The organism is Collinsella tanakaei, assembly GCF_016902615.1.
Classification (GTDB): domain Bacteria; phylum Actinomycetota; class Coriobacteriia; order Coriobacteriales; family Coriobacteriaceae; genus Collinsella; species Collinsella tanakaei_A.
Genome location: NZ_JACJMB010000010.1, coordinates 19,029 through 45,462 on the forward strand (window position 1 = coordinate 19,029; position 26,434 = coordinate 45,462).

27 protein-coding genes are annotated in these 26,434 nt (G+C 64.1%); 8 read left to right on the plus strand and 19 right to left on the minus strand.

What is annotated here, in order from left to right; genetic code table 11:
- Positions 1 to 86: 86 nt before the first annotated feature.
- From clpB to H6A21_RS04975, 5 genes are all read right to left on the minus strand, one after another.
- Positions 87 to 2,711 carry an ATP-dependent chaperone ClpB gene (gene clpB / locus H6A21_RS04955; RefSeq protein WP_204560878.1) on the minus strand — a complete coding sequence of 875 codons (2,625 nt, stop codon included), beginning with the start codon at positions 2,709 to 2,711 and terminating at the stop codon, positions 87 to 89.
- A gap of 325 nt (positions 2,712 to 3,036) precedes the next feature.
- Positions 3,037 to 4,134, minus strand: coding sequence for an aldo/keto reductase (locus tag H6A21_RS04960; protein WP_204560880.1), 1,098 nt, complete (start codon positions 4,132 to 4,134; stop codon positions 3,037 to 3,039).
- 117 nt (positions 4,135 to 4,251) lie between these two features.
- Positions 4,252 to 5,469, minus strand: a complete 1,218-nt coding sequence (locus H6A21_RS04965) for an MFS transporter (RefSeq protein ID WP_204560882.1) — start codon at positions 5,467 to 5,469, stop codon at positions 4,252 to 4,254.
- Positions 5,470 to 5,619: 150 nt separating this feature from the next.
- Entirely contained in the window at positions 5,620 to 6,210 is a 591-nt protein-coding gene (locus H6A21_RS04970) for a cyclophilin-like fold protein (protein ID WP_204560884.1), read from the minus strand.
- A 4-nt stretch (positions 6,211 to 6,214) separates the two neighbouring features.
- Positions 6,215 to 7,201 carry an alpha/beta hydrolase gene (locus H6A21_RS04975; RefSeq protein WP_204560886.1) on the minus strand — a complete coding sequence of 329 codons (987 nt, stop codon included), beginning with the start codon at positions 7,199 to 7,201 and terminating at the stop codon, positions 6,215 to 6,217.
- A gap of 297 nt (positions 7,202 to 7,498) precedes the next feature.
- Here H6A21_RS04975 and H6A21_RS04980 point away from each other — a divergent pair, with 297 nt between their 5' ends.
- The 3 genes from H6A21_RS04980 to H6A21_RS04990 all read left to right on the plus strand — a co-directional run bounded on the left by H6A21_RS04980 (position 7,499) and on the right by H6A21_RS04990 (position 9,620).
- Complete coding sequence (locus H6A21_RS04980) at positions 7,499 to 7,990, plus strand: hypothetical protein (RefSeq protein WP_204560888.1); 492 nt, start codon at positions 7,499 to 7,501, stop codon at positions 7,988 to 7,990.
- Between the two features lie 173 nt (positions 7,991 to 8,163).
- Positions 8,164 to 8,652, plus strand: coding sequence for an RNA polymerase sigma factor (locus H6A21_RS04985; protein ID WP_204560890.1), 489 nt, complete (start codon positions 8,164 to 8,166; stop codon positions 8,650 to 8,652).
- On the plus strand, positions 8,649 to 9,620 hold the full coding sequence (locus tag H6A21_RS04990; protein WP_204560892.1) for an anti-sigma-I factor RsgI family protein: 972 nt from the start codon (positions 8,649 to 8,651) through the stop codon (positions 9,618 to 9,620). The genes H6A21_RS04985 and H6A21_RS04990 overlap by 4 nt, the downstream gene beginning before the upstream one ends.
- Positions 9,621 to 9,726: 106 nt before the next feature.
- Here the strand turns inward: H6A21_RS04990 and H6A21_RS04995 are convergent, their stop codons facing one another.
- The 8 genes from H6A21_RS04995 to H6A21_RS05030 form a co-directional block, all read right to left on the minus strand.
- Positions 9,727 to 10,560, minus strand: coding sequence for a transporter substrate-binding domain-containing protein (locus H6A21_RS04995; protein ID WP_204560894.1), 834 nt, complete (start codon positions 10,558 to 10,560; stop codon positions 9,727 to 9,729).
- 40 nt (positions 10,561 to 10,600) lie between these two features.
- The gene (locus tag H6A21_RS05000; protein ID WP_239462676.1) at positions 10,601 to 11,356 is read right to left on the minus strand and encodes an amino acid ABC transporter ATP-binding protein; all 756 of its coding nucleotides are present in this window, start codon (positions 11,354 to 11,356) and stop codon (positions 10,601 to 10,603) included.
- A 3-nt stretch (positions 11,357 to 11,359) separates the two neighbouring features.
- Positions 11,360 to 12,034 carry an amino acid ABC transporter permease gene (locus H6A21_RS05005; protein WP_204560896.1) on the minus strand — a complete coding sequence of 225 codons (675 nt, stop codon included), beginning with the start codon at positions 12,032 to 12,034 and terminating at the stop codon, positions 11,360 to 11,362.
- Positions 12,027 to 12,296 (minus strand): hypothetical protein, encoded by a 270-nt coding sequence (locus H6A21_RS05010; RefSeq protein ID WP_204560897.1) that lies wholly within the window; start codon positions 12,294 to 12,296, stop codon positions 12,027 to 12,029. The genes H6A21_RS05005 and H6A21_RS05010 overlap by 8 nt, the downstream gene beginning before the upstream one ends.
- A gap of 174 nt (positions 12,297 to 12,470) precedes the next feature.
- A complete protein-coding gene (locus H6A21_RS05015; protein ID WP_204560899.1) occupies positions 12,471 to 14,948 on the minus strand; it encodes an Ig-like domain-containing protein in 2,478 nt (825 codons plus the stop codon).
- 214 nt (positions 14,949 to 15,162) lie between these two features.
- Positions 15,163 to 16,569 carry a DHA2 family efflux MFS transporter permease subunit gene (locus H6A21_RS05020; RefSeq protein WP_204560901.1) on the minus strand — a complete coding sequence of 469 codons (1,407 nt, stop codon included), beginning with the start codon at positions 16,567 to 16,569 and terminating at the stop codon, positions 15,163 to 15,165.
- 3 nt (positions 16,570 to 16,572) lie between these two features.
- Positions 16,573 to 17,100 (minus strand): MarR family winged helix-turn-helix transcriptional regulator, encoded by a 528-nt coding sequence (locus H6A21_RS05025; protein WP_239458287.1) that lies wholly within the window; start codon positions 17,098 to 17,100, stop codon positions 16,573 to 16,575.
- A gap of 118 nt (positions 17,101 to 17,218) precedes the next feature.
- Entirely contained in the window at positions 17,219 to 17,503 is a 285-nt protein-coding gene (locus H6A21_RS05030) for a cysteine-rich small domain-containing protein (RefSeq protein WP_204560903.1), read from the minus strand.
- A 159-nt stretch (positions 17,504 to 17,662) separates the two neighbouring features.
- On the opposite strand from H6A21_RS05030, the gene H6A21_RS05035 reads away from it, so the two are divergent.
- Positions 17,663 to 18,796, plus strand: a complete 1,134-nt coding sequence (locus tag H6A21_RS05035; RefSeq protein ID WP_204560911.1) for a PDDEXK nuclease domain-containing protein — start codon at positions 17,663 to 17,665, stop codon at positions 18,794 to 18,796.
- Positions 18,797 to 18,899: 103 nt separating this feature from the next.
- On the opposite strand, the gene H6A21_RS05040 is transcribed toward H6A21_RS05035, so the two are convergent.
- The 5 genes from H6A21_RS05040 to H6A21_RS05060 all read right to left on the minus strand — a co-directional run bounded on the left by H6A21_RS05040 (position 18,900) and on the right by H6A21_RS05060 (position 22,555).
- Positions 18,900 to 19,319: a cupin domain-containing protein gene (locus H6A21_RS05040; protein WP_204560914.1), complete on the minus strand. Its 420-nt coding sequence runs from the start codon at positions 19,317 to 19,319 to the stop codon at positions 18,900 to 18,902.
- A gap of 69 nt (positions 19,320 to 19,388) precedes the next feature.
- Positions 19,389 to 20,354, minus strand: a complete 966-nt coding sequence (locus tag H6A21_RS05045) for an AEC family transporter (protein ID WP_204560916.1) — start codon at positions 20,352 to 20,354, stop codon at positions 19,389 to 19,391.
- An 18-nt stretch (positions 20,355 to 20,372) separates the two neighbouring features.
- On the minus strand, positions 20,373 to 21,083 hold the full coding sequence (locus tag H6A21_RS05050; RefSeq protein WP_204560918.1) for a carboxymuconolactone decarboxylase family protein: 711 nt from the start codon (positions 21,081 to 21,083) through the stop codon (positions 20,373 to 20,375).
- Between the two features lie 36 nt (positions 21,084 to 21,119).
- Positions 21,120 to 22,145, minus strand: a complete 1,026-nt coding sequence (locus H6A21_RS05055) for an aldo/keto reductase (protein ID WP_204560920.1) — start codon at positions 22,143 to 22,145, stop codon at positions 21,120 to 21,122.
- Between the two features lie 44 nt (positions 22,146 to 22,189).
- Positions 22,190 to 22,555 carry a cyclophilin-like fold protein gene (locus tag H6A21_RS05060; protein ID WP_204560922.1) on the minus strand — a complete coding sequence of 122 codons (366 nt, stop codon included), beginning with the start codon at positions 22,553 to 22,555 and terminating at the stop codon, positions 22,190 to 22,192.
- Between H6A21_RS05060 and H6A21_RS05065 the strand changes: the two genes are divergently transcribed.
- Together H6A21_RS05065 and H6A21_RS05070 are read left to right on the plus strand one after the other, a co-directional pair.
- Positions 22,535 to 23,554: a LysR family transcriptional regulator gene (locus tag H6A21_RS05065; RefSeq protein ID WP_275052466.1), complete on the plus strand. Its 1,020-nt coding sequence runs from the start codon at positions 22,535 to 22,537 to the stop codon at positions 23,552 to 23,554. The two genes, H6A21_RS05060 and H6A21_RS05065, sit on opposite strands and share 21 nt — an antisense overlap.
- Before the next feature lie 108 nt (positions 23,555 to 23,662).
- Complete coding sequence (locus H6A21_RS05070) at positions 23,663 to 24,214, plus strand: flavodoxin domain-containing protein (protein ID WP_204560926.1); 552 nt, start codon at positions 23,663 to 23,665, stop codon at positions 24,212 to 24,214.
- A 48-nt stretch (positions 24,215 to 24,262) separates the two neighbouring features.
- Here H6A21_RS05070 and H6A21_RS05075 read toward each other — a convergent pair whose 3' ends face one another.
- Entirely contained in the window at positions 24,263 to 24,595 is a 333-nt protein-coding gene (locus H6A21_RS05075) for a putative quinol monooxygenase (protein WP_204560928.1), read from the minus strand.
- Between the two features lie 159 nt (positions 24,596 to 24,754).
- On the opposite strand from H6A21_RS05075, the gene H6A21_RS05080 reads away from it, so the two are divergent.
- Together H6A21_RS05080 and H6A21_RS05085 are read left to right on the plus strand one after the other, a co-directional pair.
- The gene (locus tag H6A21_RS05080) at positions 24,755 to 25,402 is read left to right on the plus strand and encodes a TetR family transcriptional regulator (protein WP_204560930.1); all 648 of its coding nucleotides are present in this window, start codon (positions 24,755 to 24,757) and stop codon (positions 25,400 to 25,402) included.
- 156 nt (positions 25,403 to 25,558) lie between these two features.
- A complete protein-coding gene (locus H6A21_RS05085) occupies positions 25,559 to 26,374 on the plus strand; it encodes an MBL fold metallo-hydrolase (protein WP_204560932.1) in 816 nt (271 codons plus the stop codon).
- Positions 26,375 to 26,434 lie beyond the last annotated feature (60 nt).

A 26,434-nucleotide genomic window follows, 5' to 3' on the forward strand; every position in this document is an offset into this window, starting at 1 on the left:
CCGTAACCCAATAAAAACGGGCGGCGGCCCCGGAAGTGAATCCGGTGCCGCCGCCCATAGGCTAGCAGCTCTCCCCTGCCTGAGGGTTACTCCTCGTCAGGCACCTCATAGCTCGGCGCGGGGCCCGTGGCGTCGGGCACCACGAAGAACTTGCCGTCGGTGTCGACGTCGACCGTGATCTGGTCGCCCTCGCGCACCTGACCGTTGATGATGGCCTCGGCGATAGTGTCCACGACCTCGGTCTGGATGAGTCGCTTCAGAGGACGCGCGCCGAAGACCGGGTCGAGGCCGCCCACCGCGAGCATCTGCTTGGCCGCCGGCGTGATGTCGAGCGTCATGCGCTCCTTCGCCAGGCGCTCGCGGACCTCAGCGAGCTGGATGTCCACGATCTTGTCGATCTGCGCCATGCCGAGCGGATGGAACACGACGATGTCGTCGATACGGTTCAGGAACTCGGGCCTGAACGTCTGGCGCATAGCCTCGTCGACCTGGCGCTTCATCTCCTCGTCGTCCTTACCGGACAGCTCGGCGATCGCGTTGGAGCCCACGTTCGACGTCATGATGATAATCGTGTTCTTGAAGCTCACCACACGACCCTGGCCGTCGGTCAGACGACCGTCGTCGAGCACCTGCAGCAAGATGTTGAAGACATCCGGGTGCGCCTTCTCCATCTCGTCGAGCAGGATGACGCTGTAGGGACGCCTGCGCACCGCCTCGGTCAGCTGGCCGCCCTCGTCATAGCCCACGTATCCCGGGGGCGCACCGATGAGGCGCTGGACCGAGAACTTCTCCATGTACTCGGACATATCGATACGCACGAGCGCGCGCTCGTCGTCGAACAGGCAGGTCGCCAGAGCCTTGGCGAGCTCCGTCTTGCCCACGCCGGTGGGGCCGAGGAAGAAGAAGCTGCCGATGGGCTTGTCCGGGTCGGCAAGGCCGGCACGGCTGCGGCGCACGGCGGCGGCGACGGCGCTCACGGCCTCGTCCTGGCCGATGACCCGCTTGTGCAGCTCGCCTTCCAGGTCGCGCAGCTTCTCGATCTCGCCCTGCATCATCTTCGACACCGGCACGCCGGTCCAGGCGGAGACGACCTCGGCGATCTCGTCCGAGGTGACCTGCTCCTGCAGGCCGCCCTCGGTCTTCTGCGCCTCGATCTCGGCCTCGCCGTCGCGCACCTGCTGCTCCAGGCTCGGAATGATGGAGAACCTCAGCTCGGAGGCGCGGGCAAGGTCGCCGTCGCGCGTGGCGCGGCCCTCCTCGCTCTTCGCCTCGTCGAGCTTGGCCTTCAGCTCCTGGACGCGGTCGATCGCGTTCTTCTGGTTGAGCCAGCCGGCCTTCTGGACGTTCAGCTTCTCCTGGACCTCGGCGATCTCCTGGCGCAGCGCCTCGAGACGCTCCTTGGAGGCCTCGTCGGTCTCCTTCATGAGCGCCTGCTCCTCGATCTGCATCTGGGTGAGCCGGCGCTGCGTCTGGTCGATCTCGACCGGCATGGAGTCGAGCTCCATGCGCAGGCGGCTCGCTGCCTCGTCCACGAGGTCGATGGCCTTGTCGGGCAGGAAGCGGTCGGCGATGTAGCGGTCGGAGAGGTCGGCTGCCGCCACGAGCGCGCCATCGGTGATGTGCACGCCGTGGAAGATCTCGTACTTCTCCTTCAGGCCGCGCAGGATGGAGATGGTGTCCTCCACGCTGGGCTCGCCCACCATGACGGTCTGGAAACGACGCGCCAGGGCGGCATCCTTCTCGATGTACTTACGGTACTCGTCGAGCGTGGTGGCGCCGATGGCATGCAGGTCGCCACGGGCGAGCGCCGGCTTCAAGATGTTGCCGGCGTCCATGGAGCCCTCCGTCGCGCCCGCGCCCACGATGGTGTGCAGCTCATCGATGAACAGGATGACGCGGCCCTCGGACTTCTCGACCTCCTTCAGCACGGCCTTCAGACGATCCTCGAACTCACCGCGGTACTTCGCGCCGGCCACAAGGGCGCTCATGTCGAGCTCGATCAGGTCGCGGTCGCGCAGCGTGCTGGGCACGTCGCCCGCAACGATGCGCTGGGCGATGCCCTCCACGATGGCGGTCTTGCCCACGCCGGGCTCGCCGATGAGCACGGGGTTGTTCTTCGTGCGGCGCGACAGCACCTGGATGGTGCGGCGGATCTCGTCGGTACGGCCGATGACCGGGTCGAGCTTGCCGGCGCGCGCCAGGTCGCAGATGTTGCGGCCGTACTGCTCCAGCGCCTCGAACTGCGTCTTGTCCTCGGCGGTCTTCACGCGATCGTCACCGCGGAGCTCCTGGTAGACCTCCTCGATGCGCTCGGTCGTCACGCCGGCGTCCTTCAGCACACGGCCCGCGTCACCCTTGTCCTCGGCGAGCGCCATCAGCAGGTGCTCGGTCACCACGAAGCTGTCCTGCATCTTGGTGGCGCGCTTCTCGGCGCGCTCGAGCGTGCGCACGAGGTCGCGCGACAGGCCCATCTCGGCCCCGTCACCGGAGACCTTCGGCTGTCTATCGATTACCTCCTGCGTGGCGCGAGCGAGCTGCGCCGGGTCGGCGCCGATGCGCTCGATGATGACGGAGATGTTGCGCTCGCCGCCTGCGAGCAGCGCGGCCAGCAGGTGAATGGGCTCCACCGCGCCCGCCTGCGCGTCGCTGGCGATACCCATAGCAGTCTGCAGGGCCTCGCGCGACGTCACCGCCAGTTTATCAATTCTCATATATCTCACCTCTCTTGGGGAGCACCGGACGCGTACGCAAGGCGCACCCGGCCCGCCGCCCTACGGGGCAGCAGTCATCTATTCGAGAGGTATTGTTTCCAGCTTTGTCCCATACTATACCGAAAATCTAAGTCTCTATCAAATAGATTTTCTAAGTCTAATTGTTGATAGGTATACAACGGTATGACGAGTTGCTTGCAGGCTGTCCTCATCAGGGGCGGGTGTCTTCATCCGGGACGGGGTTGTTTGGTGCCACCTGGGCGCGATCGCGCCCAGGTGGCACCAAACAACCCCGTCCCGGATGAAGACACCCGCCGACCTGCGGCTACATGCCGAAGTAAGCCGCAATCTCGCGCATGCGCGCGGGCTGCTCAACGCCGAACGGGCAGCGGCGGTCGCAATGACCGCAACCCACGCACTCGCCCGCATGGCGAGCGAGATTGCGGTAGTGCTCCGCCGCCAGCTCGTCACCCACGCGCGCCAGGTCGTAGTACTTGTTGATCAGGCCGATCTGCAGCCCTGCCGGGCAGGGCTGGCAATGATTGCAGTACACGCAACGCGCCTCGCGCGATTGCGGCGCGCACGTGGCGAGCACCGAGTAATCGCGCTCCTCAGGGGTCGCATCGAAATAGGCGAGCAGATCGTGCAAGTCGGCCGTGCCGTGGACGCCCGGCAGCACCGTCACCACGCCCGGCTTATCGAGCGCGTACTGAATGCACTGCGTGCGCGTGAGCGCGCGCCCGAACGGAGACTGCGCGGCGTCGAGCAACTGGCCGCCTGCAAACGGCTTCATCACGCTCACGCCCACACCCGCCCGCTCGAACTCGCGCAGCAGCGCCATGCGGTCGGCCACCTCGCCCTGTCCGTACTCGGACTCGTCCGTGTAGTCGTACATGGGGTTCAGGCTGAACATGGCCAGGTCGAACACATCGGTTGCGAGCAGCCGCCGTGCGATGTGGGGACTGTGCGTGGAAAACGCCAGATGGCGGATCGTTCCGTCCGCTCTGCGCGCCTGCGCGTAATCCCAGATGCCGCCGTTCATCACGCGGTCCAGGTCGGCATCCTCGTCGATGCAGTGGATGAAGCCGAAGTCCGCATAGTCGGTACCGATCGCAGCCAGGCGCTGCTCGAACTCGGCGATAGCGGGCTTGGCGTCCGTCGTCCACGCGTAGGCGCCGCCACCGTACAGCGCGCCGATATGCACCTGGATGTGGACATCGGCTCGATGGCGATGCAGAGCGCGCCCCATGGCTGCCAGCGGCTTCGCCTCGCTGGGAATGAAGTCGAAGTGGTTGACACCCGCGTCCACGGCCTCGTCGATCGTCCGTTCGACCTCGGCATCCGTGGCGCTATGCAGGCCCGCCGACCCAAGGCCGATCACGCTGATCTTGTCACCGCCATGCGGCAGAACACGGTACTCCATATGCGATTCCCCTCCTCAGTCCCCACCGGGACCCATAGGTATCCAGGCACGCTGCCATTGTCGTACTTGGAGCACGCTCGAAGGCAAGGGTGCCCGCTTGTATTGCAAGCGAGGGTGCTACCGAGCGGACGCACCCGCAGGATCCGCCTCGGGCACCGCGGCCGTACGCCCGTCGAGGTCCCCGCGCCGCTGCTCCCGCAGGCGCCAGGCAACGAAGATGAGACCGAGCGCCGCACACGGCAACGCGCCCAATACGGACGCCGGGGCGCCGCCCGCCGCGATGAAGCCACCGCACAGGGTCGTGCCGACCGTCGTCCCCAGGTTCGTGGCCGTCAGGAACATGCCGTTGGCGAAGTCAGGAGCCTCGGGCGCGCTGCGGCCCACCATATATTGGTCGGTCGTGTTGGCAACACCCACCGCCACGCCAAGCACGATGAGCAGCGCCGCGCAGGCAAGCTGCCAGGCGCCCAGGGCAAACAGCAAGACGTAGAGCGCAAGCAGGACGATCGGGGCGACCACCATGGTCCGCGCGGGCACGGCGCCCAGCGCGCGCCCCGCGACCGCGTTGCCCGAGATATTAGCCACGCCATAGGCGAACAGCAGGGCGCTTACCGCCGCCGCGGCGAAACCCGCCGAGCCCAGATAGTCCGAAAGGAAGCTATAGAACCCGAACATGCCGGCATTGATGGCCGCAGCAGCCAACAGCGATGCGATAAACAGCGGCTTTTTGAACACGGCGAGCTGACGGCCGTAGGACAGCGCGTGCTCGACCGGCATGGACGGCACGAAGGCGATCGTCAGGGCAAGCGCGACGATGGTCACGATAGCGAAAGGCGCCATGGCGACGGGAAACGCAACCGAACTCGCCAGCATGCCCGCGATGGGAGCGCCGACGACCATGCCGGCAGACACGCCCACGAACACCCGGGCTGAATTCCGCGCGCGCTCGGCCGCCGTGTCGCCGGTCTGCTGCGCGACCGCCATAGCCATGGACACGTAGAGCGGATGGAACGCCGCCGGTATCACGCGGGCGGCGAGCAGCAGCTCGAAGGAGGGGGCGACCGTCGCGAACAGGTTGCAGGCAGAGAAGACCCCCAGCGCCAGCAGCATGACGGCCTTGCGGTTCACGCACGAGAACAAAAGCGGCATGGTAGGTCCGGCCACCGCCACCACGAGCGCGAAGCCGCTCACGAGCAGGCCCGCATCGGGCACGCTCACGCCATAGCGTGCGGCGACATAGGGGATGAGCCCCACGACGCCCATTTCGGTATTGAGGATGCCGAACACTCCGATCGTCAGAATGAACACGAGCAGTCGGCTGTCAATCTGCTTCATGCATTACGCCCTTTCGTCACAGCGGCGCCCACCGGGGCGCCCTCAGGCGCCCGGACACCGTATCCGTCATAACGTTTTAGTTGGTTGCATCACCTGCGAAGACGCTCTTGGCGCCCCCGCGCAGAAGGCTCTCGGAGAGACCCCTTCGCCCTAGCGAGCCTCGAGCGCAAACGTCACGCGCGCGGAGCCTGCGCCCGCCGCATCCGCCAGACCGGACGCGTCGTCGATGCGCCCGATGCGCGTATAGCGGTAACTCGTGGGGAAGCTTTCGTAGAACAGCACGAGGCAGTCGCTGCCGTACAGCATGAGGTCTCCCGCATGAATCTCGCCCGGACGCTCGGCATCGGTCGGCAGGCCCTCGTCCATATAGAAATACTTCTCGTTGCCATTGAGCTCGGTCATCTCGAGCGTAAGCGACATGCGGGCCGCAAGCTCGCGCGCCGTCGCGTTGTCCTCGAGCGTCGCCGTGAACGTCGTCCCGTTGATATCCAGGGTGACCGTCGTCATGTCAGCATCCTCTCCCCTCTCCTGTGCGCCCGCAGGCTCCGACTCGCTCAGCGCGTCCTCGGCAGCGGCTCCGGCATCGATCGCCCCGCTGCCAGCGTGCTCGGCCGCATCTGCTGCCGGCGCTGATGGATCGTCGGCCTCATCCGGCGCGCCCGCGCATCCCGCCGCGCCCATGGCAAGCATAGCCGCCAAACAGAGCGGGAGCACCCGGCGCGCCACCAGGTTCCGCACCATCGCGCTACCCCAAATACGTCTCAAAGAACGTCTGGATCTTATCCCAGGGGATGGCGTCTTTGCCGCCGCCGTCATACAGGTCGGTATGCACCGCGCCGGGCACAAGAACGAGCTCCTTGTTCTCGCCCGTGAGGCGTGCGAACGCGTCTTTGCCCATGTAGCACGAATGGGCGGCGTCGCCGTGAAGCACCATGACAGCATTCTCGATCTCGTCCGCATAGGCCAGGATCGGCTGGTTGAGGAAGCTCTGCGTGCCGATCGCGTTCCAGCCCTCGTTCGAGTTGAGCGAACGGGGGTGGTAGCCGCGCGGCGTCTTGTAGTAGTCGTGGTAATCCTTGACGAACCAGGGCGCGTCCTCGGGAAGCGGGTCCACGACGCCACCCGCGCGCTCGTAGGAGCCCGCCGCGTAGTCCTTCGTGCGCTGCTCTGCCAGCGCCCGGCGCTGGGCCATGCGCTCCTCGACGCTGTCGTTCGCGTCGAAATAGCCCTTCGCGGTGACGCGCGACATGTCGTACATGGTGGACGCCACCGTCGCCTTGATGCGCGGGTCGAGTGCCGCGGCGTTCAGGGCCAGGTCGCCCCAACCGCAGATGCCGATGATGCCCACGCGCTCGGCGTCCACGTCCTCGCGGCAGGAAAGGTAGTCGACGGCGGCGAGAAAATCCTCGGTGTTGATGTCGGGCGACGCCATGTAGCGGGGCTCGCCTGCAGACTCACCGGTAAACGACGGATCGAAGGCAATAGTCAAAAAGCCGCGCTCCGCCATGGTCTGGGCATACAGGCCGGAGCACTGCTCCTTCACGGCACCGAAGGGGCCGCAAACGGCGATCGCGGCAAGTGCGCCCGCCGGTGCATCCTTCGGCTTGTACAGGTCGGCTGCCAGTGTGATGCCATAGCGGTTGCGGAAGGTCACCTTGCTGTGGTCGACGCGCGAAGACTGCGGAAACGTCTTGTCCCATTCCTGCGTCAACGTCAGTTCCTCGGTGTGCATGCGTTCCCCTTTCTGCTGACGTTTTGTCTCACCGATATTGTCAGCACAGAGGCAAGGCATTTCAAATACCTATGTTTCATGCTCTTTCATGCAGTTTACGTATAGTTTGAATAGCACGACGTTTGCCAGGTCAACAGAGGGCCGTCGCCTATACCGACCTGCTCAAACGGGCCGCTCGATCACGCCTGGACGAGATTTTTCCGCCTCGGGACAAATCTGTTGCAAGGATTCCGCACCCTCAATCGTTTCTGTTATGAGGAGCCTCCCCACGGACACAACGGCAGAAGGGATACGACCATGAAGACGAATACGAAGCTCACGGTATTGGCAACGCTGGGAACCGTCGCGCTGGGCGCAACACTGATCGGTGCCGTTCCCGCGATGGCGGGCGGCCTCGGCGCAGGGACGGGGCAGGGTAGCCTGCAGGGTGCCCTCAGCCAGACGACGGGAGGCACCCCCTCTGCGCGCTACGCAGCAGACGGATGGAGCACCTGCACGGGATACCTCGATGCCGACGGCGACGGGGTGTGCGACACATGCGGCAATGTGGCCTCGCGTGCCCACCATGGCTGCGCGCGCTATAGCGACGAGAACGGCGACGGCATCTGCGATGCCTGCGCGAACGGCGCCTGCCAAGCGGGCGGGTCAGATGACGGCTTCATCGATGGCGACGGCGATGGCATCTGCGACCACCGCGACGCAGGGTCTGCCGCCTCAGGCTGCGCACGTGGAAGCCATCACGGCTACGGCGCAGGCGCGCATCACGCGCACGGCCACGGGCACTGCTAAACAGGCAATCGGGGCGATGGACAGCTCTCGCCCATGGTGCCGAACGGCACGCGGAACGGACTGCTCGGCACCCGGATGTACCATGGTGGATACGGGTGCAGGCGAGACCGGCGTCGGTCCCTGCGAGCATCGCCCCGCATAGCAGCCGTATCGGGGAGGAGAAAGGAGGCGGCATGCGCGCCAGCAGCGATATCGAGCGGGCCATCGCCACGTTCGGCGATGCCGTCTGGCGCGCGTGTCTGGTCTATCTTTCCCCGGCAGACGCCGAGGACGTCTTTCAAGATGTCTTCCTCAAGTTCTCGCTGCACGACGCCGCGTTCGCAGATGGCGCGCACGAGAAGGCATGGCTGCTGCGCGTCGCCATCAACGCCTGCAAGGATGTCCTCAAAAGCGCGCGCCGCAGCAACGCGTCGGTCGAAGAGCTCGCCGACAAGGGGCGCGAGGGGGAACTCGGCTGCGAGGACGACGAGGCGGCCCTCGGCCTGCGCACGATCTTGGACGCCATGGACGCGCTGGGCGACCCGCCGAAAACGCAGCTCTACCTCGCCCTGTACGAGGGCTATTCCGCACGGGAGATCTCACAGATGACCGGTATGCCGGTGGGCACCGTGTACTCGTGGATCTCGCGCGGCAAGAAGCGACTGAGGGAGGCCCTGTCATGACCGACAAGCTTGAGCAGCAGATGCACGAGGCCTTCGATCGGACGCACATGCCCGCAGGGCTGGCCGAGCGCACGCTCGCGCACATCGAAACGCAGCGGCAGGCTGGGGCCGCCGTCGAGCGGGCGGATGAGATGGAGGCGCACGCCCCACAGACTGCCAACGAGCCCGCACGTCTCTCGGTCGTCAACGGCGCCGCCGAACAGCCGCGCACACGCGCCCGGCGCCGCTTCCCGCTTGTCGCCGCCCTCGCGGCGTGCCTCGTCCTCGTGGCGGTGGGCGTCGTCGGCGTCGCCTGGGCATGGCAGCCGTACGCCTACGTGGCCATCGACGTGAACCCCTCCATCGAGCTCGGCATCAACCGCCTCGACCGCGTGGCGAGCACGAAGGCCTACAACGAGGACGGGGCCGAAGTGCTTGCCATAGCAAACGTCGAGGGCGACACCTACGAGGAGGCGATGACGGCCATCGAGGGCGCGCTTGCGACCTATCTCGACAGCTCATCGGCCATCGAACTCACCATCGTGTGCGACGACCGAAACGTCGCCACCCAGCTCGAGAGCGTGGGCACGCACTGCCTAGAACAAGACGGCACGGGCCAGGTCCACTGCTCGCACGCAAGCGAAGAGGACCACGAGCAGGCGGCAGATGCCGGCCTTGGCGTGGGCAAGTACCGCGTGTATCGTGCGCTCGCCGATGCGGGCGTGGACATCACGGCCGACGAAGCCGGAAGCATGACCATGCGCGAGCTGCTCGACCTGGCCGCTGCCAACGGCGTCGAGCTCTCCTGGCACGATATCCACGAGGCCGAAGGGCATACGGACAGCGGCGAGCACGAGGGCTCATCGGCATCTGCCGCCGGGCAGGGCCAGGGATCGGGTGCTGGCAACGGAAACGGAAACAACTCAGGACAGGCCTCCGGCCATCACGGTGAGCATGCGGGATGGAAAGACGGCCATCACGACGAATAGCGGCGGCCGGGTGCGCCCACCCCGCAGAACCCATCGAGCGCAAATAGGGGCCGCGGGCAAATACGCCCGTGGCCCCGCCGCATGTCGCAAACCGAACGGTCGACTGTTATGCCTCGGTGATGTCGATGCCGAAGAACTCCTGTGAGAGCTCGGCCAGCGTGCCGTCCTCGCGCAGCTCGGCGATCGCCTCGTTCATGGCCGCTAGCAGGCTCTCGGTTGCCGCCTCGCGGCGCAGCGGGAACGCCACGTGCGTGGGCTCGTCGTTTTCCGCAGCGATCTTCAGGGCCGCATCGGGGTGCTGGTTCATGTAGTCGTAGAACACGACCTCGTCGTTCAGGGTCGCGTCGATGCGACCGCTCTCGAGCAGCTGGATGGTCTGGTTGAAGTCGTCCACGCCCGTATTCGTGGCGCCGAAGCTCTCGGCGAGCGTCGCGTAGCTGGATCCCAACGTGTTGGCCGTCGTCTTGCCCTCGAGGTCTTCCATGGAGGCGATGTCGGAATCCGCGGTTGTGATGACCACGATGCGGTTGTAGGCATACGGCTCGGTGAAGTCGTACTTCTCCTCGCGCTCGGGGGTGACCGAGACGCCGTTGGCCATCGTATCGTAGCGGCCCGAATCAAGGCCCGCGAGCAGGCCGTCCCACTCGCCTTCGGCGAAGGTCGCCCCGACGCCGAGCTTGTCGGCAATGGCGCGTGCGACCTCGATGTCGAAACCCGTCAGCTCGCCTGCCTCGTTGTGGAACGTCCAGGGGCTCCAGGTGCCCTCGGTGGCGAACACCATCTCGCCGCGATCGGAGATCTGGGCGAGGAGGTCGCCGTCGACAGATGCGGACGCCGAGCCGGCATCCGCGCTGGTGCCGCCGCAGCCGGCAAGGCCGAGCGCCGACACGGCGGCCACGGCGGCCAAAAAGTCGCGGCGGGAAATCTTCTGGTTCAGCATTCCTATCGAATCCTTTCTTGCTGTTTCTTCTGAGGCTGTCCTACTCGTCGGCACCGGAGACGGTGCGCAGGAACGTGCGCACGCGCTCGTTCGCCGGGTACTCGAAGAACTCGCGCGCAGGAGCCTCGGCCACCACAGCGCCGCCCTCCATGAAGACCACGCGGTCGGCGACGTTGCGCGCGAAACCCATCTCGTGCGTCACCACGAGCATGGTCATGCCCTCTTCGGCGAGCCGGCGCATGGACCCCAACACCTCGACGGTGAGCTCGGGGTCAAGCGCACTCGTGGGCTCGTCGAAGTAGATGATCTCCGGGTCGGTCGCCATGGCGCGCGCGATGGCGACGCGCTGCTGCTGGCCGCCGGAAAGCTCCGCCGGGTAGGCGTCGGCGCGTGCCGCCATGCCCACGCGCTCCAGGCAGCCGCGGGCGATCCGCTCCGCTCGCGCCCGCGGCATCTTGCGGGCAACGATCAGCCCCTCGGTCACGTTGCCGAGCACGGTCCGGTTCCGGAACAGGTTGTAGTTCTGGAACACGAACGCCGTCTTGCGGCGCACCTCCGAGATCTCGCGTCTGCTCGCGCTCGCCAGGTCGTAGCGCCCGCCGCCGAGCTCGAGCGTGCCGGCATCGGCGCGCTCTAAAAAGTTCGCGCAGCGCAGCAGGGTCGTTTTGCCCGATCCAGACGGGCCCAAAATGGCCACGACCTCGCCGCGGCGCACGGTGAGGTCGATGCCGTGCAGCACCTCGACGCCACCGAACGACTTGCGCACGCCCGAAAGCCTCAGCATCTCATCTGCCATGTGCTATCCCCTCTCCATGCCAAACGACGCGAGCTTCTTCTCACCGATGCCCTGCAGCCACGTGAGCACCGTGGAGAACAGCAGGTAGATGGCTGCAACCTCCAGGTACAGCGGCAGCGCCTCGTAGGTGCGCGACACGATCTGCTGGGTGGCCATGAGCATCTCGAGCACGGTGATGTTCGCCGCGAGCGACGTGTCCTTCACGAGGGCGATGAGCTCGTTGGAAAGTGGCGGGAACGCGGCGCGCAGGGCTTGCGGCAGCAGAATGCGGCGCATGATTTGCATGTAGCTCATGCCCACGCAATAGCCCGCTTCGAGCTGGCCCGCCGGCACCGATTCCAGCGCGCCGCGGATGGTTTCGGCAGAATAGGCGCCCGTGTTGATGGAGAACACGATGATGGCCGTCGGGAACGGGTCGAGCACGATGCCAAAGTCCGGCAGACCGTAAAACACCACGTAGAGCTGCACGAGCAGCGGCGTGCCGCGGATGATCCAGATGTAGAAGCGCGCGAGCTGCGTGAGCACGGGCACGCGCGCATACTGCACGAGCGCCACGGCGATAGCGATCACGAGCGCGATGGCGAACGAAATGAGCGCCAGCGGGATGGTGGCGGTCAGGCCCGGGATGAGAATCTTGGTGAACGAATCGGCCAGGATTGCCGCAACGCGGTCACTCATGGGAGGCCCCCTCCCCGCTGTTGGCAGACGCCCTGCGCGGCACGCACTCGCAGCTCACGCGGTGCAGCATGTGATCGATGGCATCGATGCCCCGCTGGTTGGCGTGCAGCTCGTCGAGCAGGCGCTGGCGCTCGCTTAGCAGTACGCGCTTGGCTTCGCGGACACGGCCCTCTTCGCACGAGCAGCGGGCTTTCGCGGCGCGCGCCTCGTCGCACGCGCAGTCGCACAGGCAGCGCTCGAGGTCTTCGCTCAAATCACCCATAGCAATCTCCTTTCGGAGCCTATGGTAGGACGCGGCTCGCACCATGTAAAAGACCTATATCCTATGGCTAGGTATATGTTGTGAGCATGGTTTGGGTGCCATGGAATGGGCGCAAAAATGAGGGCGGATACAGGTCCGCCCCCATGTTGATGAAGCCTTTCGTGTGGTTGCGCGCTAGCGCTCCGATCTCCGGGTCCGATGGATGGCGAACAGGCCGCATGCGATTAGTGCGATGCCAGCACCGCCTACAAGGAGCACCGCTGCCAGCGAGTTGTCGCCGGTCTGCGGCAGAATCTCGCGTACGTTCTTGCCGGTGAGCTCGGCGTTATCGGATGGCTTGGCGGGATCGTCCTTGTTGGCATCCTTCGTGTCTTTCAGTAGGTCAGCACGGGCAATGATCTCGAAGTACCCGCCAGCAGGCGTCGTGAGGTACACCTCGCCACCGCCGACGACGGTTTCGTACGTGTAGGTGTAACCATCGTCGCCGTACAGGACGACCTCGACCGTCTGGTCATCGTAGTCGTGCGTGCGGATGCCGATGCGCGCGTGCATGCCGTCGAAGGTCATGCCCATGACCGTGTCGTCAAGCGGCGTCACGAGCGCGATGGCGACACCGAGGACCGCGCGGTCGCCTTTGCCCAGGCTCGTAACGGGATTCTCACGTGCGCCGGTAAGCACCAGGCACTCCACGGTGACGCCCGAGGGGACGCCTTCCACCGTGATGCCGGCGCTCGCGTTCCGGTAATCCCAGGTCGCTCCGGTACCGAACACCGCGATGCGGCGCGTTGCCGTCACGCTTTCCGCTACGTCCGGGAACGCGCGCGTGGTGGCCGTGATGGTCACGACGCCGTCGGAAACTGCGGTCATCGTGCCGTTGGCGTCGACGCGTGCGACCTTGGAATTCGACGAGCTCCACGTCACCGCAACTGCGGAGGCGGCGGGATCGAACACGGGCTTTAGATTCAGCGGGTTGCCCGGAGACGCGTAGGCAACGTCATCGCCAAAGGGATCATCGGGAAGCGCGATCGTGAAGTGCTCGATCTTGGGCTTGGTAGCGATGGCCTGGGAGAACGTCTCCGTCGCCTTGGCGAGGGAGTCCGTCGCGGCATCGACGTCGTTTTGCGTGAGCGATGTCAGCTCTGCGGTTGCGACGGTTTTGGCCGCAGCGCGAGCGGCGTTGAACGCGTCGCCCTGCTCCGTTGTTGCCCACCGGGCGCCGGGAGCGACGTCGAAGATGTCCTCGGCGATGGTCACGCCGTTGTCCGCATCAGCAGCTGCGGCGCGCGCCTTCTCAAGATCAGCGCGGGAAACCTGGGCGACTTTCACGGTGTCCTCGAACGCAGTGCGGGCTATGGCAAGCGCATCCGCCGTGGTGTCGACGGCGTTCTGGCTGGCGTCCTTTGCGTCGAGCATTGTCTTCGCCTCGGCGAGGGCTGCCTTGAGCGCATCGTGATGTTCGGGGGCTGTCCAGGCGGAGCCGTGCTTTACATCACGGCCGTCCTTCGAGGCGGCGGTTTCTGCGAGGGCTTTGTCCGCCGCCGCCGCAGCGTCACTCAGGGCCGTGCGGTCGACATGCACCATCTTGATGGCAGCGGCGAGCTTCTTATGTAGGTCTTTGACCTCGCCGCGTGCGGCAGAAATGCCGTCGAGCGTGAGGTCTTCGGCCTCGAGCCTTGCCGCGAGCGCATCCAGCTCGGACGCGAGCGTCGCAGCGTCATCCGCCGGCAGGTAGGCCGTCGCATCAGGCGCGTCTGCCAGCTCATCCTCGTCGAGAACGGTCGCCTCGTCCAGCTTCGCGCGCAGCTCTTCCAGCTCAGCCGTTGCCGCGGCGAGCTCCTCCTCGAGCTTGGCGTCGAGATCCGCACCGGGCCCCTCTTCAGGCTGCTCCTCTTCGAACTGCTCCTCGGGATTCTCTTCGGGGGTCTTCCCCGGCTCGGCCTCGTCACCCTCGCGGGGCTCCGGACCAGGCTCTTCCTCAAGCTCCTGTTCCGCCGGCTCCGCGGGTTCGGAGGCAACCGCACCGATGACCTCGTAGCGCCCGTTGGCCGTTCCCGTCGGCACGCCGTTCAGCGTGAGGCGCGCGCCGTCCCAGCGCACTTCCACCAGAGCACCCGCCGGGGATCCGTCCGCGCCGGCGACTACGGTGGCGCTCAGCGTCACCGGCTCATCGCCTTCCGCGTAGAACACGATGGTCACGGTGTCGCCAACGGCGACACCGCCTGCGGGGAACAACAGGTTGGCACTGACGGGATCGGTCGAATCGTCGCCTTCCGCAACCGGATAGGCGAGCTGGCCCACAAAGGTCACGGCCTGGCCTTCCGCGAGCTCCGTCGTCCGGGCCTCCTCAACCGGCAGCACACTTGCCTGGGGTACGAGGTCGCCCAACGGCCCGACGATCCAGCCGGACCCGTCGACATCCACAGCGCTCACGGCATCGGTCGTATCGTCGGCGGGCGCGGTCTCATCTTCCGCATCCGGCGGCAGGGTTTCTTCGGTAGCAGCCGCCTCCTCATCCGCCGCAGCGGACTCAAGCTCGACGACCGCCACTTCGGGCGCGTCGTCGGCATATGCAAGGGAGGGAATCGGACTCACCGCAATCAGCGCAATAGTCAGCAGCATGGCGGGGAAGTTCGCAACGGGCATCCTCTTCATGGCTCAACCCTCCTCCCGTGCGTTTGTGGCGTCGATTCATCGGTCGGCAGGCTATTGCTCTTATTGCCGCGCCATTGCGCAAAAAGCCCTGCGTCCAGCACGATTCGCTGAACGCAGGGCTTCTGTCGGCAGCCGGCATGCCAATCGCTGTATTTGATGGCAGCGCGCCCCAAACCACGCGTCGGGAACGCAGCGGCGCCGCGTTCCCGACGAGCTATACCGCCCGTTTGCGATTTTTGAACACGCCGAAGATGATGGCCGTGCACACGGCCTCGGCTGCCGCAAAGGCAACGACCAGCAGAAACGCTTGCTGGGTTCCCGTCGCCGTGGCTGCCGCCATGTGCGAGGGGTCGGCAGCCTGGGCGCTCGCCACGACAGTCGACACGAACACCGTGCCGATTGCGCCCGCCAGCTGCTGCATCGTGTTGATGATGGCGTTGCCGTCGGCGTTTTGGCCGGAAGCCAGATGCGCGAGACCGTTCGTCATGTTGCTGGGCAAATTTGCGCCTTTGCCCAGCGAGTACAGCACGAAGAGGCAGATGATGAGCGGCTCGGTGAGCGTTGGCGCAAGCCAGAAAAACAGCAACGTAGATGCGAGCGTGACCACGCAGCCCGTGATGATCGAGACCCCTGCGCCGAGCCGATCGTAGATGATGCCCGACAGCGGCGCCTGCACGGCACCCGCGAGCGCCCCCGGCACAAGCAGGCACCCCGCGGTAAACGCACCGATTCCAAGCGAGAGCTGGGCGAAGTTGGGAATGAGAAACGCCAGTCCGAGCGTGCAGAACTGCACGAGCAGAATCCCGAGCGCCGAGAGGGCGAACACCGGGTCGCGCAGCACGCGCACGTTCAACAGGGCATCGGGCTGGGAAAGCGACCGTTTGCAGAACAGCGCGATCGCAACGGCGGCCACGGCGAACAGCCCGAGCACGAGAGGACTCGTCCATCCGGCCGAGGAAGCGCTATTGGCCGCGAAGATAAAGCAGGCAAAGCCGATGGCAAGCACGATAAGGCCGCAGATGTCGAGCGACGAGGGCTCGGGCCTCGCCTCCTGCCGAATGCACGCGGCCCCCATAACGAACGACACGAGAACGAGCGGCACGAGCGCCCAGAACACCGCGCGCCATCCCGCCGCACCCACGAGGAAACCGCCGAGCGACGGCCCGATGGCAGGCGCCGTCGAGGTGATGAAGTTGGCGATGCCGATCATGAGGCCCATGCTTTTGCGGGGCACCTGCTCCAAAATGATATTGAACATGAGGGGCAGCGCCACGCCCGTGCCCACGCCCTGCACCAGGCGACCGGCAAGAAGCACCGGGAAGGCCGGGGCGAGCGCCGCCGCCAGCGTGCCTGCCAAGAAGCACGAGGCGCCCACGATGAACAGCGTGCGCATGGTGAAACGGCGCCGCAGGTACGATGACGTCGGGATGATGATGGACAGCACGAGCAGGTAGCCCGTGGTGATCCACTGCACCACCGCCGTGCTGATGCCGAACTCGCCCATGAGCGTGGGGAACGTCACGTTCATGGAGCTTTCCACCACCACGCCGGAAAATGACATGATGCCCGCCGCAATCACCGATGCAACGACGCGCGGCGTTAGCTTTTGTTTGCTCTCCACGCTCTACTCACCCGCGATTCCGGCTTCCGCCGCGCGCCGGGCGAGGCGTTCGTTCTGCCAGTTCGTAAGGTCCGCCGCCGCCGTCACCTCGAGCAAGCGCATGACCGTGCGCACCGTCACCTCGATATCGCCTTCCGTCACGCCCGCGTCGCCCAGCAGCTGCGCGGTGTGCTCGTAGACCTCTTCGTACCAGATGCGGTGCGTGGCAAGACCGTGCTCGGTGAGCTCGACCAGCACCTCGCGTCCGTCCGTAGGGCTGGGAATTTTGCGCAGATACCCGTTTCGCTCAAGGTCGCACACCGCGCGCGTGATGCTCGGACGCGTGGTGCCCATGTCCTCGGCGATGTCGCTCACGCGGACCGCACGGCGGCAGGCGGGGTCTTCCTCGGCGCATCCTCCCAGCTCATAAAGGGTGTCGAGCACGCGGGTCCTGCCGTTGGTGAGATCGGGCGGCAAGTCTGGCATCAAGCCGTCGATGCGGCGCGCGCGGCGCAGCGTATCCATAAGGACCTTGAATGAACGCTCTTTCATGGCGATGCCCCCTGCGATCTGCTCTGTGCTCGATTTTAGTTGCCATTGATAATTACCTTGAGTAATTATAGGCACGTGCTTTCGTATTTCAAGGGACATCTTGAGGATATGAGGCGGGTCAATCGCCTGTGCTACGGGCGGCGATATCCTTCACGCGCTCGAACTGGCGCATGATGTAATCGTAGTTCTCCCGGCGATGCGGCACGGTGCAGGCGGAGCAATCCTTGATGTCGCCCGCCTCGCCCACGTAGCGGAAGTTGCCGCCGCAATCGGGGCCCAGGCAGTACAGCGGGCAATAGCAGAACAGGCAGTTGAGGTCTTCTGCCGGCATATCGTGGCAGGGGTAGAACTCGCATGCCGTGTGGTTGAAGAACTTGTAGTGCTCGCCGCCCTGACGCCCCATACGTACCTCGCAGGTTCGAATGATCCACCATTGCCGACATCGTACCAAAGCAGATAGCCCGGCAAGATGCGATGTGAGCACTCAAACGTTTTTGTCCACGCGCGATGATAGGCTTCTATTCAACGGAAGACCTGCAGGCAACAGCGGTAGGAGGCTGCAATGGTACGTGACGGTATGAACTATCGAGAAGCAGTCGAGGCCATCAAGGGCGCAATTCTCCAAGCGCAATATGCTGCAGCCAAGAGCGTCAATGCTCAGCAGCTACAGCTCTACTTTGCCGTCGGGGGCTACCTGTCTCATCAAAGCGAAATACAAGCGTGGGGCAGTGGTGCCATTGACACCATCAGCGAAATGCTCCAGAAAGATCTACCCGGTCTCCGCGGTTTTTCTGGAAGAAATCTAAGGCTTATGCGAACCTTCTACCGAGAATGGAGCCCCTACCTCATCCCCACTCCCAATTTGGAACTTGCGAATTCCGAATTACCAAACGAGCGGACTCCCATAATCTGGAATTTGCAACTTCCGAATTCAAGCGGATGCTCTTTCGATGACTTCTTTTCAATCGGGTTTACCCACCACCGTTGGATCATCACGCACGCAAAGACCCTTGAAGAGCGCTTGTTTTACGTTCACAAATGCGCTGCCGAACACCTAAGCGTGACCGCCCTCAAGCGCTCTATCAGAGCGGATGATTTCCACCGCCAAGGCGCGGCGCCCAACAACTTTCTTTCAGCCCTGTCCAAAAGCCAACAGGCGCTCCGCGCCATCGCCACCTTCAAAGACGAATATCTGCTTGACTTCATCAACGTTGAGGAACTGGGCGTACGCGACACCGAGGATGTCGACGAGCGCGTATTGGAGCAGGGCATCGTTCAAAACATCAAGCAATTCATCATGACGTTCGGCAAGGGCTTCTCGTTCGTGGGCAACCAATTCCACCTCGACGCGTTTGGCGTTGACCAATACGTCGACTTGCTGTTTTTCAATCGCGACCTCAATTGTCTCGTAGCGGTCGAGCTCAAAAACGGCCCGTTCAAAACAGCCTACCTCGGGCAACTTTCCGGATACCTGAGGGTACTTGACGACTTTGAACGTCGCGAGCACGAAAACCCTTCAATCGGCCTCGTGCTCTGCAGAGATATGAATACTGCGTTCGTCGACTATATGATCCGGGACTACACCATGCCGATGGGCGTCGCCACATACAAAACCTCCAAGGACATGTCGCACGAGCTTCTGGATGCCCTGCCCCCAATCGATGCCCTCAAAGCGTTGCTGGAAGGAGACACCTAAGCAAGGCGCAAAAGCCGCCGAGCCTCAGCCTCTGCGAGAAGAAGCTCGGCGCCCCAACAGCACGTTGGCGAAAACCCAGTTCGGGCTCAAGCGCGCCGCGCCGCTACGCTTGCGGGTACTGACTGTCGTCGACCGGCTCGAGCCACTCGTTGGAGGTGTCCTCGCCGGGAGCCTCGAAGGCGATGTGGCTGAACCACGAATCGCGCGCGGCACCGTGCCAATGCTTGACGCCGGCGGGAATCACCACGACGGTGCCGGGCGTGAGCTCCTGCGGGTCCTTCCCCCACTCCTGGTACCAGCCGCGGCCGTCGGTGCAGATGAGGATCTGCCCACCGCCCTTGCTGGCGTGGTGGATATGCCAGTTGTTGCGGCAGCCGGGCTCGAAGGTGACGTTGGACATGCCGATGCCCGCCTCCGCCGGATTGGTCAGCGGGTTGAGGTACGAATTGCCGATGAAGTGCTGAGCATAGGCGTCGTTGGAGTTGCCCATGCCGAACATAGGGGTGAAGTCGGGTGTTGTCATAGTTTCCTCCTTAGAATCGGCACGGGACGGAACAGACAGGCCGCCCCGTCCCGCATGAGTGAATTCGCGCTACGCCATCGTCATGACCAGCATGAGGATGGGCACGATGACAAACGAGGCGAGCGTCGACACGATGGTGCCGCGCGCCGGGATGTCGCCGTCTTGCCCATAGGTTGCCGCGATGGGGCCGGCCATCGAGCCGGTCGGCATGGCGAGCAGCACGATGAAGACGCCAAGGGCAAGCTCGCTCGGAACGATGGGCGCGAGCGCAAGATAGGCGACGAGCGGCGTGATGAGAAAGCGGATGAGCGTGAAGCCCCACAGGCGCCACTCGGCAAGCACGCTCTTGAGGTCGGCATCGGCGATGGAAAGGCCCACGAGCATCATCGCGAGCGGCGCGGTGATACCGCCGGTCATGTCCGCCGCCTGCATGATGGGCGCCGGCACGGGGATGTTCGCGAAGAACACGACCATAGCGATGAGGCTCACGACAAGTGGCACGTTGAGCATGTTCCTGAGGACGGTGTGCGCGGTTTCCGCGAGCGATGCGCGATGGGCCTCGGCGCCACTCGCCCCACCGCTCGTCAGCGCGGCAATGCCGAGACTGTACAGGAACACGTTCGAGATCGCGATGAAGATCGAGCCCAGGAACACCGACGCACCGCCGAACACGGAATCGAGCACCGCGAAGCCGATGAAACCCGTGTTGGTGAGCACGCCCTGGAACAGGTAGAGGCCGCGCTGCTCCACCGGCACACGCAGAACCGCCACGGCGACGGCGGCGGCGACGAGCATCACGAAGAAGATCGCCGCGCCGAGGACGATCGACCAGGTGATGGCATCGCCACCGGTTGACGGGTCGACCTCCCCCACCGACGCGAGCACGGTACACGGCAGGGTGATGTTGAAGATGAGGTTCGAGATCTTGGGGCGGATGTCGGCGGTGAGGTATCCCACCCGCGCGGCGATGAAGCCCAGAATCGTGACGATGATGAGCGAGAACATGCTCCCCAGCACGCCGGCGATGTCGACCAACGCGGTTCCCTCCCCTGCCTACGCGCGCGCAGCGACGGCGTTGTCGATGCAGGCCAGGGCATTCAGGCTGCGGGGATAGCCGATGTAGGGCAGCATCTGCGAGACCACGCGGTACAGGAAATCGCGGTCGCGGCCCAGGTTGAGGTTCGCGCCGGCATGCGCCGTGGCCTGCGGCTCGCAGCCGCCCTGGGCCGCGATGTAGCAGAACGTGATCATCTCGCGATCGAGGTCCGACAGGCCGCTGCGGGTGTAGTAGTCGCCGAAGCAGTTGGCAGCGAGCCAGCGGTTGATATGCTCGCGCTCCGCCGGACCGTTTGCCCAGCTCTCGCGCATGCCCTCGCCGAAGTACTCAATCTGCTTCTGATTGCCTGCGGCCTGGCGCGTGTCGAGCGTCGTGGTCTGCTGGCCGGGAAGCGGCAGCTCGACGCCGCGCGCGGTGAGGACCTCGTTGGCCGCAGTGATAAACGGGCGCACGCGACCGATGCCCAGGTACGCTGTTGCCTGGTAGACAACCTCTTTGAGCTCGACGGGCGTCACGCCGGCGCCGAGCGCCTCGGACGCCATCACGCGGAACTCGTCGATGCCCTGGCAGCCCAGCAAGGCCGCAAGAATCGCCAGGTAGCGCTCGCGGGTCGGCAGCTCAGCCGCGGGATCGGTCGGCACCTGTTCGCCCGCGAAGTACGCGAAGCGCTCGGCGAACTCCGGATCGGTCTTCTCAAACTCTTTCATGCTCATATCCTCCTCCTGGGAAAACAGGGACAGTCCCTAATTTCCCGACTTGGTGTTGGGGTTCGTGGTGCCGGCGAGGGGCTTTTCGCCCGGACGGGCGAGGGGGCCTACGAGCTCGTGAGCCGTGTAGGGATCCTCCAGGTAGGCGACCTCGTCGGCCGTCAGTTCCACGTCGAGCGCTGCCGCAGCGTCGTCCACGCGCTCGGGGCGCGAGCAGCCCACGATGGGCGACTCCACGCCACGCGCCCAGTGCCAGGCAAGCGCAATCTGTGCCATGGGCACGCCGTGGCGCTCGGCAACTTCGGTCACGCGGCCCACGATCTGCATGTCGTTGTCGCGCGCCGCGTCGTACTTGTTGCGCATCGTGGCATCGGTCGTGGAGCGGCAGGAATCGGAATCCCAGGTGGGGCGGCACAGGTGGCCGGATGCCATGGGCGAATACGGCGTGAGCGCCATGTCGAACTGGCGGCACACGGGAATCATTTCGCGCTCGTCCTCGCGGTAGAGCAGGTTGTAGTGGCACTGCATGCTCGTGAACGGCGTCCAACCGTTCTTCTGCGCCACGACCTGCATGTTGTGCAGCTGATAGGCGTACATCTCGCTCGCGCCGAGCGCGCGGACCTTGCCGGCGCGCACGAGGCCGTCGAGCGCCTCCATCGTCTCCTCGATGGGCGTGTCGTAATCGAAGCGATGGATGATGTAAAGGTCGAGGTAGTCGGTCCCCAAGCGCTTGAGCGTGCCGTCGATCTCGCGGTTGATGGCCTCGCGCGAGAGCTTGCCCTCGTTGAAGTAGACCTTGCTGGCGAGCACCACCTGGTCGCGCGCGATGCCGAGGTCGCGCAGGGCGGCGCCGATGTACTCCTCGCTCGTGCCGAAAGAGTAGGTGTTCGCCGTGTCGATGAAGTTGATACCCAGGTCGAGCGCGCGCTTGATGACCGCGCGTGCGTCGTCGGGCCCGATGGTCCATTGGTGGAAATCGGGCGACGGCTTGCCGAAGCTCATGCCGCCCAGGCTGAGCTTCGAGATCTTGATGCCGGAATGGCCAAGCGTTGTGTACTGCATGCTGCCTCCTCCTTTGGCGTGAAATACCCTCTAGCGTTTTTCACCTATAAACGCCGTGCTTCGATGGTTACGTCATACGATCCGGTGAGACGACGGAGTTCCTCGATGCTGCCCTCGATGTGACCGATGGTGAATTGGTCGCCGTAGCGCTGCGAGTTTTCCTCGTCGTCGAAAAACACCGCGAGCCAGCCGCCGCCAGGGTTGTAGTTGATATCGCCGTTTGTCCATCCACGATGGATGCGGGCGGAATCGACAGGAAGCTCGAACGGAGCCGCCCCGCAGATACCCACGGACGAGGCGCTCATGGGGATGACCACGGGCAGCTGCGTGCAGAGCGCATGGGCGGCCGCGGTATCGTTGAGCTGGGCGGAGATTGTCGCATCTCCAATATGCATCACGATGGGCTGCATGCGCCGCTCCTCCTTCCCCGGTATTGCCTAGCTTTAGTTTCAGTCCGCGGGAAGAAGAATACAATTGCTTATACTGTATATCGTGATATAAGGGTTTGTAATGGGTTGGAGGAAGCTGTGGAATTCCGTGCCTTGCGTTACTACCTCGCTGTTTGCGAATACGGAACCATGTCGCGCGCTGCTGAGGCGCTACATGTGACCCAGCCCGCGCTGTCGCGACAGATCGCTCAGCTCGAGCGCGAACTGGGCTGTGAGCTGTTCGAGCGCCACAGCCGCAGCGTTACGCCCACCGAACAAGGCCTGTACCTGCGGCGGCGCGCTCAGGAGATTGTCGGGCTCGCCGACCAGACTGCCGCGGACTTCTCGCACGACGAAGGGATCGTTGCGGGCGACATCCACATCGGCGCCGGCGAGAGCGTCGCCATGCGGCAGATTGCACGGCAGGTCGCCGAGTTCCGCAGGCGCTATCCCCAGGTGCGCTTCCACCTGCACAGCGCCATCGCGACCGACCTGATCGAGCGGCTCGAACACGGGCTCGACGACCTTGTGGTCCTTATGTCCCACCCCGATAACGACCGGTACGAGCACCTGCGCCTGCAGCCCACCGATGCCTGGGGCGTCGTCATGCAAAAGGGCGACCCGCTGGCGGCACAGGAGATCATCGGCCCCGCCGACCTTGCGGGCACGCCGCTCATCATGCCCGAGCGCTCGTGGAGCGATGAGGGGCCGATTGGCCCCTTGGGCATGTGGTTCGGTGAGCACGGACGCGAGCTCGATGTCGTCGCGACATATAACCTGTCCTTCAACGCAGCGATGCTCGTGCAGGAGGGCGCCGGCCGCATGATATCGCTCGAAGGCCTCACCGCGACGGGCGGCGACACGGGTCTGGAGTTCCGCCTGCTCTACCCGCCCGCGGTCTCGATCATCGACGTCGTCTGGAAGCGCAACGCCCCGCGCTCGCGCGCCGTCCAGCTATTCCTGGAAGAGCTCAGAGCCTAACTGATCCGACAAGACCAAACCCGGCCCCAACTTGTCGCATCAGAGCTTTGTAAGCCTTTCCGCGCATCGATGGCTCCGCCGGTACACTAAGCGCTGGAAAGGAGACCCATGAGTGCTGTCGTCGTCTTTCGCTCACAGACCGGTTCGGCCAGAATGTATGCACAATGGCTGGCTGAATCACTCACGTGCGCGGTCGCTCCGGTGGAAAAGATCGACGAGGCCGCCCGCGAGGCCGACCTCGTCATCCTCAGCGGCTGGTTCCACGCTGCCTCCCTCAAGGGCTCCAAGGAGCTCAAGGCGTACATGGCGAAACACCCCGAAAAGCACTATGCGGTCGTAGCTGTCGGTGCAACGCCCATGCCTAGCAAGGACTGGCCCGCAGCTGAGCATGAAGAGGCATTTCTCCGCTCGTTTCCCGCCGAGCAATACCCCGATCTTCCATGGTGCTACTGCCGCGGCAGGTTCTTCTTCGACCAGCTGAATGCACTCGACAAGATTGCCATGCGCGTGTACTTTCGCATGCTCGAAAGCGCTGCTCGCAAGGGTTCGAGGCGCGATTCCGCAGCACTTGAAGGAATGCGCCGCGGCTTTGACGCCTGCGACCGCAGCTACCTGGAGCCGTTACTTGATGAACTGCGCGCACGCAGATGGATCGACTAGGGAGGACCGCTTTAACGTCGAACGACAAGATTGAACCCGGCCCCTTTGTTACTGGCGGATGAAGGCTTGGTCGTGATCGGGTAGACCGGCTTCGTCGGTGATGTAGCGCTCTGCCTTCATGTGCAGGTCGTACTTGTCGCGTAACTCGGCGATCTTCGCCATCATGGGCGAAGCATGATGCACGTCAAGCGCTTCCTGGTCGCGCCACGCATCGATGAGCAGGATGGTCTCCGGATCGTCGAGCGGCTGGAAATAGCGGTAGCGGATGTTGCCCCCCTCAGCGCGGATGGCGTCTGCCGTGCCGGACGCCTCCATCTCCTCGGCGAACTTGCGCGCCGCGCCATTTGTTCCCGTGTAGTACAGATTCGCCGTAATCGCCATGGTCCCTCCTAACCAAAAGCAACCTAGTCTCTTTTGGTTAATTTACGCTACGGTTCGTTACTTGTAAATAGATTTGCTGAATTTTGTTTTCCTATTTGCCAAATACGAAAAGCCTGCTACAGTTTTGGAAACAGGCTCAGGCAGGGACGGCAGGCAGCTATGGCAGATTTCATCAGGGCGCGCAGCGACGAACAGAAAGAACAGCGGATGGCCGAAATCAAACGGGTCACCAACGAGCTGTTCGCCGAGCATCCCTACCACGAAATCACGCTCGCGGCCATCGCCGAGCAACTCGGCTGGTCGCGCGCCGCCCTGTATAAATACGTCACGACAAAAGAGGACATCTTCCTCGAGATTTGCTCCGACAAGCAGGACGAATACTACGGCGCGCTGCTAACGGCCTATCCGGCGGGCAGCACGTACTCCCCCGCCGTGCTCACCGAGGTGTGGGTCGAGCAGCTTGCAAGCCACCGCGACTATCTGAACTATTGCGACCTGCTGTTCACCATCATCGAGACCAACTCCGCTGTCGAGCGCCTCGCCGCGTTCAAGCGGCACTACTACGAAGGCCAAGACCAGCTGATCGCGCGCTTCGCGGGCAACCTCGGCTGTGACGCCGCGCATGCATCCAAGCTTCTCAACGCCGTCTATTACCACGCCGTGGGCATCAACGGCTGGTGCCAGGAGAATCCGCTGGTAGACGAGGCAGTGAAACTCGCAGGCATCACGCGGCGCACGGTCGACTTCCGCGAGGAGATGCGTGACTTCATCGGGATGTGCCTAGCGCATTACGCCGTAGGAGCGTAGGTCCTCAGCATAACCGGTCCGCTTGCCCGAACTTGCCGGGTGCACAGCAAGCGAACAGGCCACAGATACAACTCAAACTGCAAACGCCCCTCACGGGGTGCAGGGATATCTGTCGAATTTGGACGCATCGCGCCCACAGCTTGAAAGGTGAACAACATGGACATCGCAACCGTACGCACAAACGACAAAGGGCAGGCAGTACCCACCGGAACCGTCGCGCTTACCGCCAACGCCTTTGGCCCACAGGACTTCACGACGATCTCGTGGCTGGGCGGCGCGGGCTTTTTGCTGAACGCTCGCGGCACTTGCATCATGGTCGACCCCGTGCTCGAGGGCTTCGACATGCCCGTGGTGTTCGACGCGCCCATCGCACCTGCGGACGTGCCAGAGCTCGACGCCATCCTCATCACGCACATCGATAACGACCATTTCAGCCGTCCCACCTGCCATGATGTTGCTAGCGTATGCCCGGCATACCATGCTCCTCAGTACGTTGCGAGCGTTGCGCGCGAGGAGGGTCTGCCGGGCATCGGCCACGATATCGACGAGAGCTTCACGGTCGGGAACGTGACCGCACGCCTCACGCCAGCGTGGCACAACTGGCAAAACGATTCCAAGAAATGGGGGTACCGCACCTGGGAGCGTGAGGACTACTGCGGCTACTGGTTCGACACGCCCGACGGCAGCATTTGGCTGCCCGGCGACTCCAAGTTGCTGCCGGAGCACCTTGAGATGCCCGAACCCGGCCTCATCATGCTCGATTTTTCCGACAACGAGTGGCACATCACGTTTGACGGAGCGGTCAAGCTCGCGAATGCCTACCCGAACGCGCGGCTGCTGTGCATTCACTGGGGCACCGTTGACGCACCGGATTGGTCAACGTTCAACGGCGATCCGCGCGTGCTTGCCGACCATGTGACGAACCCCGAGCGCGTGCTCGCGCCGCTGCCCGGCGAGATCGTGGTGCTGTAAATAAGGCAACAGCGGGGAAAGTGGATGAAAATGTCGATTATGATTTTTTAGAACCCACCC